At 66.3% G+C, this 13,662-nt stretch carries 12 protein-coding genes; 10 read left to right on the top strand and 2 right to left on the bottom strand.

Annotated features, from left to right (window positions below; translation table 11 throughout):
* Positions 1-95 precede the first annotated feature (95 nt).
* The 4 genes from serS (at position 96) to RQI43_RS11185 (ending at position 4,567) form a co-directional block, all read left to right on the top strand.
* Positions 96-1,382 (top strand): serine--tRNA ligase, encoded by a 1,287-nt coding sequence (serS, locus tag RQI43_RS11200; protein WP_311275199.1) that lies wholly within the window; start codon positions 96-98, stop codon positions 1,380-1,382.
* Positions 1,382-2,146, top strand: a complete 765-nt coding sequence (gene surE / locus RQI43_RS11195; RefSeq protein ID WP_311275198.1) for a 5'/3'-nucleotidase SurE — start codon at positions 1,382-1,384, stop codon at positions 2,144-2,146. Before serS ends, surE begins: the two co-directional genes overlap by 1 nt.
* Before the next feature lie 117 nt (positions 2,147-2,263).
* On the top strand, positions 2,264-2,911 hold the full coding sequence (locus RQI43_RS11190) for a protein-L-isoaspartate O-methyltransferase (RefSeq protein WP_311275286.1): 648 nt from the start codon (positions 2,264-2,266) through the stop codon (positions 2,909-2,911).
* 234 nt (positions 2,912-3,145) lie between these two features.
* Positions 3,146-4,567, top strand: a complete 1,422-nt coding sequence (locus RQI43_RS11185) for a murein hydrolase activator EnvC (RefSeq protein ID WP_056424223.1) — start codon at positions 3,146-3,148, stop codon at positions 4,565-4,567.
* A 121-nt stretch (positions 4,568-4,688) separates the two neighbouring features.
* On the opposite strand, the gene RQI43_RS11180 is transcribed toward RQI43_RS11185, so the two are convergent.
* Entirely contained in the window at positions 4,689-5,579 is an 891-nt protein-coding gene (locus RQI43_RS11180) for an ATP-binding protein (RefSeq protein ID WP_311275196.1), read from the bottom strand.
* Between the two features lie 234 nt (positions 5,580-5,813).
* Between RQI43_RS11180 and yajC the strand changes: the two genes are divergently transcribed.
* The 5 genes from yajC to RQI43_RS11155 all read left to right on the top strand — a co-directional run bounded on the left by yajC (position 5,814) and on the right by RQI43_RS11155 (position 10,355).
* Positions 5,814-6,149, top strand: coding sequence for a preprotein translocase subunit YajC (gene yajC, locus RQI43_RS11175; protein WP_056424225.1), 336 nt, complete (start codon positions 5,814-5,816; stop codon positions 6,147-6,149).
* Between the two features lie 119 nt (positions 6,150-6,268).
* Complete coding sequence (gene secD / locus RQI43_RS11170; protein WP_311275195.1) at positions 6,269-7,876, top strand: protein translocase subunit SecD; 1,608 nt, start codon at positions 6,269-6,271, stop codon at positions 7,874-7,876.
* Positions 7,877-8,143: 267 nt separating this feature from the next.
* Positions 8,144-9,091 (top strand): protein translocase subunit SecF, encoded by a 948-nt coding sequence (secF, locus tag RQI43_RS11165; RefSeq protein ID WP_056424229.1) that lies wholly within the window; start codon positions 8,144-8,146, stop codon positions 9,089-9,091.
* Between the two features lie 2 nt (positions 9,092-9,093).
* Positions 9,094-9,480, top strand: coding sequence for an MTH938/NDUFAF3 family protein (locus RQI43_RS11160; protein ID WP_311275194.1), 387 nt, complete (start codon positions 9,094-9,096; stop codon positions 9,478-9,480).
* A complete protein-coding gene (locus RQI43_RS11155; protein ID WP_311275193.1) occupies positions 9,477-10,355 on the top strand; it encodes a phytoene/squalene synthase family protein in 879 nt (292 codons plus the stop codon). Before RQI43_RS11160 ends, RQI43_RS11155 begins: the two co-directional genes overlap by 4 nt.
* Positions 10,356-10,588: 233 nt before the next feature.
* Here the strand turns inward: RQI43_RS11155 and RQI43_RS11150 are convergent, their stop codons facing one another.
* Positions 10,589-11,512, bottom strand: coding sequence for a manganese catalase family protein (locus RQI43_RS11150; RefSeq protein ID WP_056424235.1), 924 nt, complete (start codon positions 11,510-11,512; stop codon positions 10,589-10,591).
* 347 nt (positions 11,513-11,859) lie between these two features.
* Between RQI43_RS11150 and RQI43_RS11145 the strand changes: the two genes are divergently transcribed.
* On the top strand, positions 11,860-13,554 hold the full coding sequence (locus RQI43_RS11145) for an L-lactate permease (protein WP_056424236.1): 1,695 nt from the start codon (positions 11,860-11,862) through the stop codon (positions 13,552-13,554).
* Positions 13,555-13,662 lie beyond the last annotated feature (108 nt).

Here is a 13,662-nt window from a genome sequence, read left to right as displayed (position 1 = left end):
GGGTATCGGGGATGCTCCGTCGACTCATGCCCGGCCTTGTCGGGGTCGCCCCGATGCTGCAAAGCGTCGGCGACTCATAGCGAACCGAGCCGCCCATGCACGACATCCGCGCCATCCGCGAGAATCCGCAAGCGTTCGACGAAGCCCTGCGCCGTCGCGGCCTCGACGCGCTCTCGGCCGAGCTGATCGGCCTCGATGACGCCCGCAAAGCCGCGACCTCGGCAGCCCAGGCCAACCAAGAGCGGCGTAATGCTCTGGCCAAGGAGATCGGTGGTGCGAAGAAGGCGAAGGACGAGGCGCGCGCCACCGAACTCATGGCCGAAGTGGCGCGCTTGAAGGAAGAGGGGCCCACCCTCGAGGCCGCGCAGGCGGAAGCCGGCAGGATTCTCGACGACCGTCTCGCGGCGATCCCGAACCGTCCGAACCCAGACGTGCCGGAAGGCGCCGACGAGCACGGCAATGTCGAGCACCGCGCCTTCTCGGGCAACCGGACGAAGCTCGCCACCGGCCGCCAGCATTTCGAACTCGGCGAGGCCTTCGGACTGATGGATTTCGAGGCGGCTTCGCGCATGTCCGGCGCCCGTTTCGTGGTGCTGAAGGGGCAGCTGGCCCGGCTCGAACGCGCGCTCGGCCAGTTCATGCTCGATCTCCACACCGGCGAGCACGGCTACACCGAGGTGGCGCCACCGATCCTCGTGCGCGACGAGGCGATGTTCGGCACGGCGCAGTTGCCGAAGTTCCGCGACGACCAGTTCCGGGCCGGTGAGGAACACTGGCTCATCCCCACGGCCGAAGTCCCGCTCACCAACCTCGTGCGCGAGAGCATCCTCTCCGAGGACGAGCTACCCTTACGCTTCACCGCGCTGACCCCCTGCTTCCGCGCCGAGGCCGGGTCGGCTGGGCGCGACACGCGGGGCATGCTGCGCCAACACCAGTTCAACAAGGTCGAGCTCGTCTCGATCACCACGCCCGATCAATCGGCGGCGGAGCACGAGCGCATGCTCGGCTCGGCGGAAGCCGTGCTGAAGAAGCTCGACCTGACCTACCGGGTCATGACGCTCTGCACGGGCGATATGGGCTTCGCCTCCCAGAAGACCTACGACATCGAGGTCTGGATGCCGGGGCAGGAGACCTATCGCGAGATCTCGTCCTGCTCGGTCTGCGGCGACTTCCAGGCGCGGCGGATGAACGCGCGCTATCGGCCGAAGGAAGGCAAGGGCGCACAATTCGTGCATACCCTCAACGGGTCCGGCGTCGCCGTGGGCCGCGCCCTCATCGCCGTGATGGAAAATTATCAGAACCCGGACGGCAGCGTCACCATCCCGTCGGTTCTCAAGCCCTACATGGGCGGCATCGAGAAGATCGAAGGGCTGAAGAGCTGATGCGCATCCTGGTCACCAACGACGACGGCATCCACGCGCCGGGCCTCGAAACCCTAGAGGGCATCGCCCGGACCCTGTCCGACGACGTCTGGGTCGTGGCGCCCGAGAGCGACCAGTCCGGCGTCTCGCACTCGCTGTCGCTCAACGATCCCCTGCGCCTGCGCCAGGTCTCCGAGAAGCGCTTCGCCGTAAAGGGCACGCCCTCGGATTGTGTCATCATGGGCGTGCGCCACATCCTCAAGGACCACGGGCCGGATCTCGTCCTGTCCGGGGTCAATCGCGGCCAGAACGTCGCCGAGGACGTGACCTATTCGGGCACCATCGCGGCGGCCATGGAAGGCACGATCCTCAACGTGCGCTCCATCGCCCTGAGCCAGGCCTACGGCGCCGGTGGGCGGGGGGCGATCAAATGGGGTTGCGCTGCCCATCACGGGCCGGACGTGGTCAAGAAGATCCTCGAAATCGGGATCGAGCCCGGCATCGTCGTCAACGTCAACTTCCCCGATTGCGAACCCGAGGAGGTGGTCGGCACCTCCGTCGCTGCGCAGGGTATGCGCAATCAGGCGCTGCTCGCCATCGATGCCCGGCAGGACGGTCGCGGCAACCCGTATTTCTGGCTCGCCTTCGCCAAGGCGCAGTTCGAGCCGGGCCATGGCACCGACCTCAAGGCCATTGCGGAGAACCGCATCTCCGTGACGCCGCTGCGGCTCGATCTCACCGACGAACCGAGCCTGACCCGCTTCGCACAAGCCTTTGCCGAGTGAGGAATCCCGGTCTTCGCACGGCGCAAGCGCTATCGCGCTCCAGCGCCCCAGTGCGGGACCGTGGACGATCCAAGCCACGGAACGATCGAACACGGCCATGAGGCACAGCTGGTGACGATGGAGGGCTCGGTCGAGGATGCCGCCTTCGTCATGGCCCTGCGCGGTCTTGGCGTGCGCGACACCGACACGTTGCGCGCCATGGAGCGCGTGCCCCGTGCCCGATTCGCCCCTGAAGGGCACCGGGATCTGGCCCGGCGCGACATCGCCCTGCCGCTGCCCTGCGGCCAGACCATGTCGGCGCCCACCGTCGTCGCCGCCATGCTGACCGCGTTGAAGGTGAAGCCCGGCACCCGCATTCTCGAAATAGGCACCGGCTCCGGCTACGTCACCGCTCTGCTGATCCGTCTCGGCGCCGCCGCGATCCTGAGCGTCGAGCGCTATGCGACGCTGGCCGAGGACGCCGTCTCCGCCCTCGACCCGGAGGACAGGGTGATCGCCCGTATCGAGACGGGTGACGGCCTCGATCCCGCATCGGCCGGGGAGGGCGGCTTCGACCGTATCCTCGTCAACGGGACCCTGCCAGCCTTCCCCGAGCATCTCGCGGCCGCCCTGCTGCCCGGCGGCCGTCTCGTCGGCGCCCTCGGCTACGGGAGCGGTAGCCGGCTGGCCTTCATCGACCGGGATCGGGACGGACGCATCAGCGAAGGGTTCGGCAGCGGATTAAGGCTGGCGCCCCTGACAGACGGCAGGGCGTTCATTCTTTGACGAAAGACCTCGCTTCGCCAAAGCGAGGAGCAGGGTCTACGAGGGGAGGCGCCAAACCTTTGATCTGGCACGATCTTATCGCTCCCCAAGGCCATTCGAACCGGAATCGGCCATGGAACTCCCGCCCTCGGAAAGTTCCTTCGGTGTCGAAAACGTGGTGAACGGGAACGGTTGTTTAACCTGAATCCCGTTTGAATGACGTCATCAAGTTGCGTCAGGCAAACAGGTGCGTCGATGCGGGTTCGCGGGACTGGTCTAGGGTTGAGGACGCTGTCGCGTTTCGCGCTCATCGGTGTGATCGGCGGCAGTGCTGCCGGATGCTCCACCGATGCGTCGCGGTTGGGCGACCCCTTCGGGAACCCCTTCGCCTCCAACATTTCAAGTGAGCCCAGCGCCACGGGCAGCTTGCCCGAGGAGGGCGAGATGCCTGCCGCCCCGGCGGTGCGCACCTCCAGGATCCAGTCGCAGTCACTCGGCGCGCCGATGTCGCCGCGTCCGCTGGCGGCGACGCCTCCCATGGCCACGGGCCGTGTCGCTTCCACCGCGCCGAATTCCGGGATGGTGTCCGGCATGAACCCCTCGGGAATGAATCCCGCGGGCATGAATCCGGATGCCGGCCGCGGCATGGTCGCGACCCCGCGCACCGTGCCTGCCGCACCCCCGGCCCGTCTTCCGCTCAATGCCGGCGCCAAGGCAGCGGAAGCGAAGGCTGCCGAGGCAAAAGCCGCCGAAGCCAAGGCTCGTGCAGAGGCTGCCCGTGCGGAGGCCGCTCGCCAGGACAGCGTCCGTCAGGAAGCGGCCCGCAAGGAAGCCGCCGCCAAGGCGGTAGCCGAAGCCAGGACGGCTACGGAAGCCAGGAAGATCGCCGAGGCGAACAAGGTGTCCGAGGCCAAGCGGGCCGTGGAGACCAAGAAACTCGCCGACGCCAAGCTCGCGGCCGATGCCAAGCATGCGGCCGAAGCCAAGAAGCTCGCCGATGCGAAGAAGCTCGCGGAGACCAAGAAACTCGCCGAGGTGAAGAAGCCCGTCGAGGTGGCCAAGGCCGAGACACCGAAGGTCGATCCCGCCAAGGCGAAGGCCGAGGCCGCCCGCAAGGCTGCGGAAGCCGAAGCCAAGCTCGCCAAGGCGGAAGCCGCAAAGGATGCGGCCAAGAAGGTCGCCGAAGCCAAGGCCGCCGAGAAGGCCAAGGCCGCGCCCGTCAAGGTCGCTTCCCTGACGCCCGTGCCCGAGAAGGCCGAGCCCGCCAGCACCGGCTCCGTCGCACCTGCGGCTCCCGCCGCCGAGCCCGACCAGTCGTTCCGCTGGCCTGCCAAGGGCCGGGTGATCTCGGGCTACGGCACCAGCGGCAACGAGGGCATCAACATCTCTGTGCCCGAGGGTACGGCCGTGAAGGCCGCCGAGGACGGCACGGTCGCCTATGCCGGCTCGGACGTGAAGGGCTACGGCAAGCTGGTGCTGGTTCGCCACACCAACGGCTACGTCTCGGCCTACGCCCATAACGGCGAACTCGACGTTCGCCCCGGCGAGAAGGTCAAGCGCGGCCAGACCATTGCCAAGTCCGGCGCCTCGGGCAACGTGACCTCGCCCCAGCTGCACTTCGAGATCCGCAAGGGCGCGACCCCGGTCGACCCGATGCCGCACCTCGCCAGCAACTGAGCGCATTCAAGATCCAAAGAGAAACGGCGGCTCGCAGGAGCCGCCGTTTTCGTTTGTAGATCCGTTTGATACCCCGTCCATCCATCCCGAGGCACACACTTCAACTCGGTCTGGGCGAGCCTCACTCCAGCCGCTGGCCCAACCGCCCCGCCAGATCCTGGATGAACTGGAACGCCGTGCGGCCCGAGCGGGAGCCGCGGGTGGTGGCCCATTCCAGCGCCTCGGCCCGAACCGTGTCCGGGTCGGCCTTCAGGCCGTACCGCTCGACATAGGCACGGATCATGGCGAGGTACTCGTCCTGGCTGCACTTGTGGAAGCCGAGCCAGAGGCCGAACCGGTCGGAGAGGGAAACCTTTTCCTCCACCGCCTCGCCGGGATTGATCGCCGTGGAGCGCTCGTTCTCCACCATGTCGCGGGCGAGCAGGTGGCGCCGGTTCGAGGTCGCGTAGAACAGCACGTTCTCCGGCCGGCCCTCGATTCCGCCGTCGAGAGCGGTCTTGAGGGACTTGTAAGAGGTGTCGTCGCCGTCGAAGGACAGGTCGTCACAGAACACGATCCAGCGGTGCCGGTCCGCCCGCAGGGTCGCCATCAGGTCGGGAAGGGTCTCGATATCCTCGCGGTGGATCTCCACCAGTTTCATCGGCAGTTCGCCCTCCGCCCGCTCGGCGTTGATGCGGGCATGGGCCGCCTTCACCAGCGACGACTTACCCATGCCGCGTGCCCCCCAGAGCAAGGCGTTGTTGGCGGGCAGCCCCTTGGCGAAGCGCGCGGTGTTGTCGACGAGGATGTCACGAGCCCGGTCGATGCCGGTGAGGAGATCGATCTCCACCCTGTTCACCCGCGGCACCGGGATGAGGCGGCACTCGGCGCCCCAGAGGAAAGCGTCGGCGGAATTCATGTCGATGACGGGTTTCGCGGCCGGGGCGGAACGCTCCAGCGCGGCGGCGATCCGCTCGAGGACGGGCAGGATCGCCTCGATCATCTCCCGGTCTGCAGGTTGGGTCGCGGTCATGGCGTCTCGAAGCTCCTGGAATACGCGCTTGAGCGCGTCATTACGGACATCGGGCACGAAAATCACGGGTGCGGCATCGGGCGCCTGCGATCCGCACCTTGCCGGCTGCAGACGCGCCGTTGCTTTCACCTAGTGCATGGCTATAGTCCGCGCGCTTTTAGACCGGTCCAGACGCGCCGAGATCGGCCCGTGCGCGACGATGTGAGGACCGGTTCAGCCTAAGGAGTCACCCGCTTGATTACCCCCGCCTTCGCGCAAGGGGCCACCTCGGCCGCTGGCGGAGCGGACATCGCCTTGCAGGTGGTGCCGTTCGTCCTCATCTTCGTCATCATGTACTTCCTGATCCTCCGCCCGCAGCAGCGCCGCGTGAAGGAGCATCAGGCCCTCGTGAAGAACGTGCGCCGCGACGACACCATCGTCACCACCGGCGGCCTCGTCGGGCGCGTCACCAAGGTGGCCGACGAAGCGTCCGAGATTGAGGTCGAGATCGCCCCGAACGTGCGGGTGAAGATCGTCCGGACGATGATTTCGGAAGTGCGTGTCAAGGGCGGGCCGGTCAAAGCGGCGTGAGCCGAATGCCGTGAGACGTGGTGCGGAACCGATGGCCCGCGCCCCGGCACACGGCTTGTGACTCCGCTTGAAGGGGCCGATGCAAGCATCGGCACCATAAGAAGAAACGGGACTGGCGGATGCTGCGCTTTTCGAGAACCAAGATCGTCGCGACGCTGGCCGTCATCCTGATCGGCCTGAGTCTCGCTGTGCCGAGCTTCTTCTCGGCCGAGCAGCGCAAGGGCTTCATGGCCTCGCTGCCGGGCTGGTTCCCGAGCTGGATCGTGCCCCAGCGGGCCATCGTGCTGGGCCTCGACCTCCAGGGCGGTTCGCAGATCCTCCTCGAGATCGACCAGACCGATCTGATCCGCTCGCAGACGACGGGCCTGCGTGACGACGTTCGTCGCACCCTGCGTGAAGCCAACGTCACCCCCGAAGGCGGCATCCAGGTGATCCCGCGCGGCGTCCAGGTCCGCATCTCCGATCCGGCTAACCGCGCCAAGGCTTTGCCCAAGCTGCGCGAACTGTCCCAGCCGATCTCCAACGCCATGGTGGCGCAGGCCGGCGGCCAGACCCTCGACGTGGCGGAGCGGCCGGACGGCACGATCCAGCTCACGCTCACCGATGCCGGCCTCACCGACCGTACCCGCCGGGCCGTGACCCAGGCCATTGAGGTCATTCGCCGCCGCATCGATTTCGGCGGCACCAAGGAACCCTCGATCCAGCAGCAGGGCGCCGACCGCGTCCTCGTCCAGGTTCCCGGCTTGCAGGACCCGCAGCAGCTCGAGGATCAGCTCGGCAAGACCGCCAAGCTCGAATTCCGCATGCTCGCCGATTCGCCCTCCGGCGACGTGGACATGCTGACCAACAAGGACGAAGGCGGCGGCAAGGTACCGGTCGAGCGTCGGGTCATGGCCGATGGCGGCGATCTCACCGACGCGCAGCCGGCCTTCGACCAGCAGAGCCACGAGCCCATGGTGAGCTTCAAGTTCAACCTGAAGGGCGCCCAGCGCTTCGGCCAGGCGACCTCGGAGAATGTCGGCCGCCGCATGGCCATCGTCCTCGACAACGAGGTGGTGTCGGCGCCGCGCATCAACACGCCGATCACCGGCGGTTCGGGCCAGATCACCGGCAACTTCACCGTCAAGCAGGCCAACGACCTCTCGATCCTGCTGCGCGCGGGTGCGCTTCCCGCCAAGCTCACTGTCGTCGAGCGCCGCGTGGTCGGCCCCGGCCTCGGCAACGATTCCATCGAGGCCGGCAAGAAGGCGACCCTGGTCGCGGGCGCCCTCGTCATCATTTTCATGTTCGCCACCTACGGGGTGTTCGGCTTCTTCGCCAACATCGCGCTCCTCGTCCATGTGGGCCTCATCCTCGGCCTGATGTCGGTGCTGGAGGCGACCATGACCCTGCCGGGCATCGCCGGCATCGTGCTCACCATCGGCACGGCGGTGGATTCCAACGTGCTGATCTACGAGCGCGTGCGCGAAGAGGTGAGGGCGGGGCGCTCCATCGTCTCGGCCCTGCAGGCCGGCTTCGACAAGGCCTTCGCCACCATCATCGATTCGAACTCGACCATGGCCATCGCCGCCGTGATCCTGTTCTTCCTCGGCTCCGGCCCGGTGAAGGGCTTCGCCGTGGTGTTCATCCTCGGCATCCTCACCACCGTCATCACGGCGGTGACGCTGACCCGCATGATGATCGCCCTGTGGTACAACTACGCCCGACCCAAGGCTTTGCCGTTCTGAAGTCCGTCCGAGCATTCACAGTTTGCGAGAGGAGCCCGATCCGGTTTTCGAGTGATCCGTCCATCCGAAACACAATCCCGTCATCCCGGGGCCGCGAAGCGGAGCCCGGGATCCAGACACGCGGGATTGCCAGGCTAGTGATCCACCTGAGTGTCTGGATTCCGGGCTCGCCCTGCGGGCGCCCCGGAATGACGGACGTGCGGTGGAACCGGACGGGTTCTCTTCGACGACCAGATCGACCTCATTGCCGAAAGACCGAGACCGATCATGCGCCTGCTCCGCCTCTGGCCCGATGAGTCGCACGTCGACTTCATGCGCTTCCGGCGCTTCACCTTCCCGCTCTCGGCCTTGCTGTCGGTCGGGACGGTGATCCTGTTCCTGACGGTCGGCCTGAATTTCGGCATCGACTTCAAGGGCGGCACCCTGGTGGAGCTCCAGGCCAAGTCCGGCACCGCCGATGTCGGAACCGTGCGCCATACCGCCAACGGGTTCGGCTTCGGTGAGACCGAGGTGCAGGAGCTCGGCGGCCAGGGCCAGATCCTGGTTCGCTTCCCGCTCCAGCCCGGCGAGCAGGGCCAGACGGCCGTGATGCAGAAGGCGCATGGCGCTTTCGACGCGGAGTACGAGTTCCGCCGCACCGAGACGGTGGGTCCGCGCGTGTCGGGCGAACTCGTCCAGTCGGGCACGCTCGGCGTCGTGCTCTCGGTGCTCGCCGTGCTGTTCTACCTCTGGTTCCGCTTCGAGCGGGAACTGGCGCTCGGAGCCATCGTCGGCACCCTGCACGACATCGTACTCACCATCGGCATTTTCGTCATCAGCCGGATCGAGTTCAACATGACCTCGATCGCCGCCATCCTCACCATCGTGGGCTACTCGCTCAACGAGACGGTGGTGGTGTTCGACCGGACCCGCGAGTTGATGCGACGCTACAAGACCATCCCCACGGTGGAACTCCTCAACCTGTCGATCAATTCCACCATGTCACGCACGGTGATGACGGCCACCTCCGCCTTCCTCTCCCTGCTGGCCCTCGTCCTCTTCGGCGGCGAGGCGATCCAGGGCTTCGCGGTGGTGATGCTGGCGGGCGTGGTCATCTGCACCTACTCGGCGATCTTCGTTTCGACGCCGGTCCTGATCTATCTCGGCCTGATGCTGTCGGGCGTGAAATCCCAGAACCGCCCCACCGGCGGTCGCGTGCCCCAGGCGGCGGAGTAACGATGGCGGACGGCAGCCTGCACGACGGTTTCGTTCCAGGGCGCCATCTCATCGACGCCTACGGCAACGGCGGCTTCCGCTTTGCCGACATGTCGCATCGTGGCTCCATCCTGGTGACGCCGAGCGGCATCAGGGCCTGGGACGTCAAGCAGGCGAAAGATATCGACCGGGACGCCCTGCGTCCCGTCGTTGCCGAGGCGGGGGCGGTGGAGCTCCTCCTCATCGGCACCGGCCTCGACATCGCCCCCTTTCCCGATACGCTGCGGCGATGGCTCAAGGATAACGGCATTGGCCTCGATGTGATGCAGACGGGAGCGGCCGCGCGGACCTACAACATCCTGATGGCGGAGAACCGCAAGGTCGCCACTGCCCTGATCGCGGTCGCGTGACGAAGACCGAGACCAGCCCCGGAACGGCCGACCCTCTCGCCTTCGCGTTCGAGCATTGCGAGGCACTGGTCCGGGAGGGCGATCCCGACCGCTATTTCGCGACGTTGTTCGCCCCCGTGGCGTACCGGCCGCATCTCTTCGCGCTCGCCGCCTTCAGCCTCACCGTTGCGCGCGTGCGCGACGCAGTCACCAATCCGGTGGCGGGCGAGATCCGCCTGCAATGGTGGCGCGATGCACTCCAGGGAGAGGCGAGGGGGGATGTGAAGGCCAACCCCGTCGCCGCCGCCCTCGACGATGCCATCGTCAAGCGCCGGCTCGGGCGCCAGCCCTTCGTCGACCTGATCGATGCCCGCGTCTTCGACCTCTACGACGATCCGATGCCCCGGATAAACGACCTCGAAGGCTATTGCGGCGAGACCGCCTCTTCGCTCATCCGCCTTGGCGGGCTCGTCCTGTGCGATGGCGCCGAGCCGGGCGGAGCTGCCGCGGCAGGGCATGCGGGCGTTGCCTATGGCGTCGCCGGCCTCTTGCGGGCCCTGCCCTGGCACGCACGCAACGGACAGGTCTATCTACCGGCCGACATCTTGAAGGACCATGGCGTCACCCGCGAGGACATCGTCACGGGACGGGGAGGCCCCGGCCTTCTCGGCGCGACGGCCGACCTTCGGGCTCTGGCGCGCCGACATCTCGAGGCTTTCGAGACAGCGCGCACGACCATCGCGCCCGCCGCCTTGCCGGCCTTCCTGCCCACTGCATTGGTCGAACCCAGCCTCGCGATGATGGAGCGGCCGGGCTACGACCCGCTCAACACCGTCATCGCGCTGCCGCGCTGGCGTCGCTTGTGGCGGCTGTGGCGGGGATCGCGGCGGGGTTGAACCCAGGGCTCCCGAAGAACGCTGGGTATTCTTCCTCGTAGAGCCGGGACGCGGCGAACATCGTCCCGATCATTCCGGGGGTACTGCAGGCTCATCCAAAAGCAGAGATCCGCACCAGAACCGTGCAATCCAGAGCTCTGCCAGAGTCCGATGTCTAACGACCTGGGGTTCTGCATCCCGGGCTCCGCTGAGCGGCCCCGGGATGCAGCAGAGGCGGTCGATCGAGTTTGACCTCAGCGGGCCTTCTTGGTCAGCTTCTCGGCGATCTCGAACATCTCCTCCGGAGCATAATCCGGTGTGAAGGCCGAGGGGACACCGGTGAGCTGGTGGATCTTGCCGCCCTCGGGCATGCCCTCGACGACGCTGAGTTCGCCCGGCGGGTCGCCCGGCAGAGCCATCTCGCCATTGCCCCAGATGCCGGCCATCTCGGTGTAGTCACCCGGGCTGAAGGTGTAGAGCCGGCGGTGCGAACCCTCCTGCAGGTACTTCTGACACTCGGGGATCTTGTCGAGGTTGATATTCGGTGTCGGCAGGAACTTCTCGATCTCCACGCCGGTGATCTTCTTCAGCGCCAAGGCGTAGGCATGGGCGTGAACGGAACCTCGCACCAGCAGGTAGCCGCAGACCTCACGGCCCGTCGGGTCGGTCAGGGTCTCGTAGACGCGCAGCTTGTGCAGGCGAGCGCCGCATTCCAGATGGAAATTGTGGAGCAGGTCGACGACGACGTTGCCGGTCGTCGTAATGAAGTCGTTGTTCCAGGACGCGCCGTTGCTGTTGACCGGCGTCACGCCGCCGCCATTCGACAGGAACGCGGCCGCGAGCCGGATATCCTTCATGTCCTCGAACGGCGCCTTGGAGATGTCGCCACCATCCTTCTCGTCGCCGTCATTATCGGGGCCGTTATTGAGCATCGCAACGCCGTTGCTCACAAGCTCCACATGGCCCAATTCCTCGGCGGTGATGGCCGCCACCAAGCTATAGAATGGCTTCAGCTTAGATTTGCTGCGGAAGTTGAAACTCTGGAACATGTAGTTCCCAAGAGTCGACATCTCACCATATTTGCCGCCTAGCAGTTCCTGCAGGGCAGCGGCGGCGTTCGGATCTTTCCTTTTGGGTGCGGGAAGCTCGGCTTGTAGCTTGTCGACGCGCATAAACATAGGTTGATCTCCGTATCGCCGGTATGGAGGATACCAACGGGAACGGTCTCCCCACCCTCATGTTCCGAGGCTGCGACAGGTCGCACGGCCGCTTCGCTTACGTTTTTGAACGGCTCCGCTTGCGTTTTGGAACGGCCCCGCTTGCGTTTTGGAACGGCCCCGCTTGCGTTTCGAAGGAGATGCCTTGCCATTCTTGAGCGTCTTCGGTCTCGGCGGACAGAAAGCGAAGCACGCGCGCAACATGATCTGAATACAAGATTCTTCGCGTTGAGCCCGCTCCACTGCTCTGCTAGCTACGATGTCAAGGGCCCGACGAGAGATCGGGCTCACCGAGGAGCGCGACGCCCGTGAATACGTGGAACCAGGTCTACGATCCCTTTGGGAGCCCATGGCTCTCGACGCTTGCCGCATCCCTACCGGTCATCGCCCTGCTCGGCATGATCGCCAGCGGCAAAGTGAAGGCCCATATCGCGGCCGTTCTGTCCCTGGTCCTGGCCTTCTGCGTCGCCGTCTTCCTCTTCGGCATGCCGGCGGATCTGGCCACGCGCGCTTCCGCCTATGGCGTGGCGCTCGGGCTGTTCCCGATCGGCTGGATCATCCTCAACGTCATCTTCCTCTACCGTCTCACGGTGGAGAAGGGCTGGTTCGCCACGCTGCAGCAATCGGTGGCCGGCATCACCACCGACCGGCGGCTTCAGCTCCTCCTCGTCGCCTTCGCCTTCGGCGCGTTCTTCGAGGGAGCCGGCGGCTTCGGCACCCCGGTGGCCGTCACCGGCGCGATCCTGATCGGCCTCGGCTTCTCGCCGCTCGCCGCCTCGGGCCTGTCGCTCATCGCCAACACCGCGCCCGTGGCTTATGGCGCCCTCGGCGCCCCGATCCAGGGCCTCGCCTCGGTGACCGGCTATGATCCCTACATCCTCGGCGCCATGATCGGCCGCCAGCTGCCGTTCTTCTCGGTGCTGGTGCCGTTCTGGCTGATCTGGGTGTTCGCGGGCTTCCGCGGCATGGTCCAGATCTGGCCCGCCATCCTGGTCTGCGGCGGCTCGTTCGCGCTGGCCCAGTTCGGCATTTCGAACTACGTCAACCCGTGGATTGTCGATATCGGTGCCGCCCTCGTCTCCATGGGCGCCCTGGTCCTGTTCCTGAAGTTCTGGCGCCCGGCCACGATCTGGACCTCGCCGGCACTGCGCGGCAACGATCCCTCGATCGGCTTCGTCACCGCCGAGGGTGGCGCCAAAGTGGCCCCCACGGGCGCCGGTGCCCGCACCGCCTCCTCCTCCGAGATCCTGATGGCCTGGGTGCCGTGGATCATCCTCTCGGTGATCGTCGCGATCTGGGGCACGGGCTGGTTCAAGGCCATCGTCAACCCGATCTTCACCTGGCGCTACGAAGTGCCGGGCCTGCACAACGTCATCATGAAGGTGCCGCCGGTCGTGGCGACCGCCCATCCGGAAGCCGCCGTCTTCGCCTTCACCTACATGTCCTATACCGGCACTGGAGTGCTGTTCGCCGCCATCCTGTCGGGCCTGCTCATGCGGTTCTCGCCGTGGCGTCTGGTGACGGCCTACATCGAGACCATCTGGGTGCTGCGCTACTCGCTCATCACCATCTCGGCGATGCTGGCTCTAGGCGTCCTCACCCGCTACGCCGGCGTGGACGCGACCCTGGGCCTGGCTTTCGCCGGAACCGGCATCCTCTACCCGTTCTTCGGCACCCTGCTGGGCTGGCTCGGCGTGGCGCTGACGGGATCGGACACGGCCTCGAACGTGCTGTTCGGCGGCCTGCAGAAGATCACCTCGGAGCAGCTCGGTCTGTCGGGCATCCTCATGGCTTCGGCGAACTCGTCGGGCGGCGTCATGGGCAAGATGATCGACGCCCAGTCCATCGTCGTCGCCTCCACCGCCACCGGCTATTTCGGCCAGGAGGGCAAGATCCTGCGCTTCGTGTTCTGGCACTCGATCGTGCTGGCCTGCCTCGTCGGCGGCCTCGTGATGCTACAGGCCTACGTCTATCCGTTCACCGCGATGGTCATCCATCCGTAGGACCGGCGAGAGACCGATCTCGACAGAACCCGTCCCGGCCATGCCGGGGCGGGTTTCTTTTTTTGGTAGCGATCCCCTGCCGAAGGCGTTCTCCGGCCTCGTTGTATC

This window comes from Methylobacterium sp. WCS2018Hpa-22 (assembly GCF_031843785.1).
Lineage (GTDB): Bacteria > Pseudomonadota > Alphaproteobacteria > Rhizobiales > Beijerinckiaceae > Methylobacterium.
This window is presented reverse-complemented; position numbering and strand designations above follow the sequence as displayed.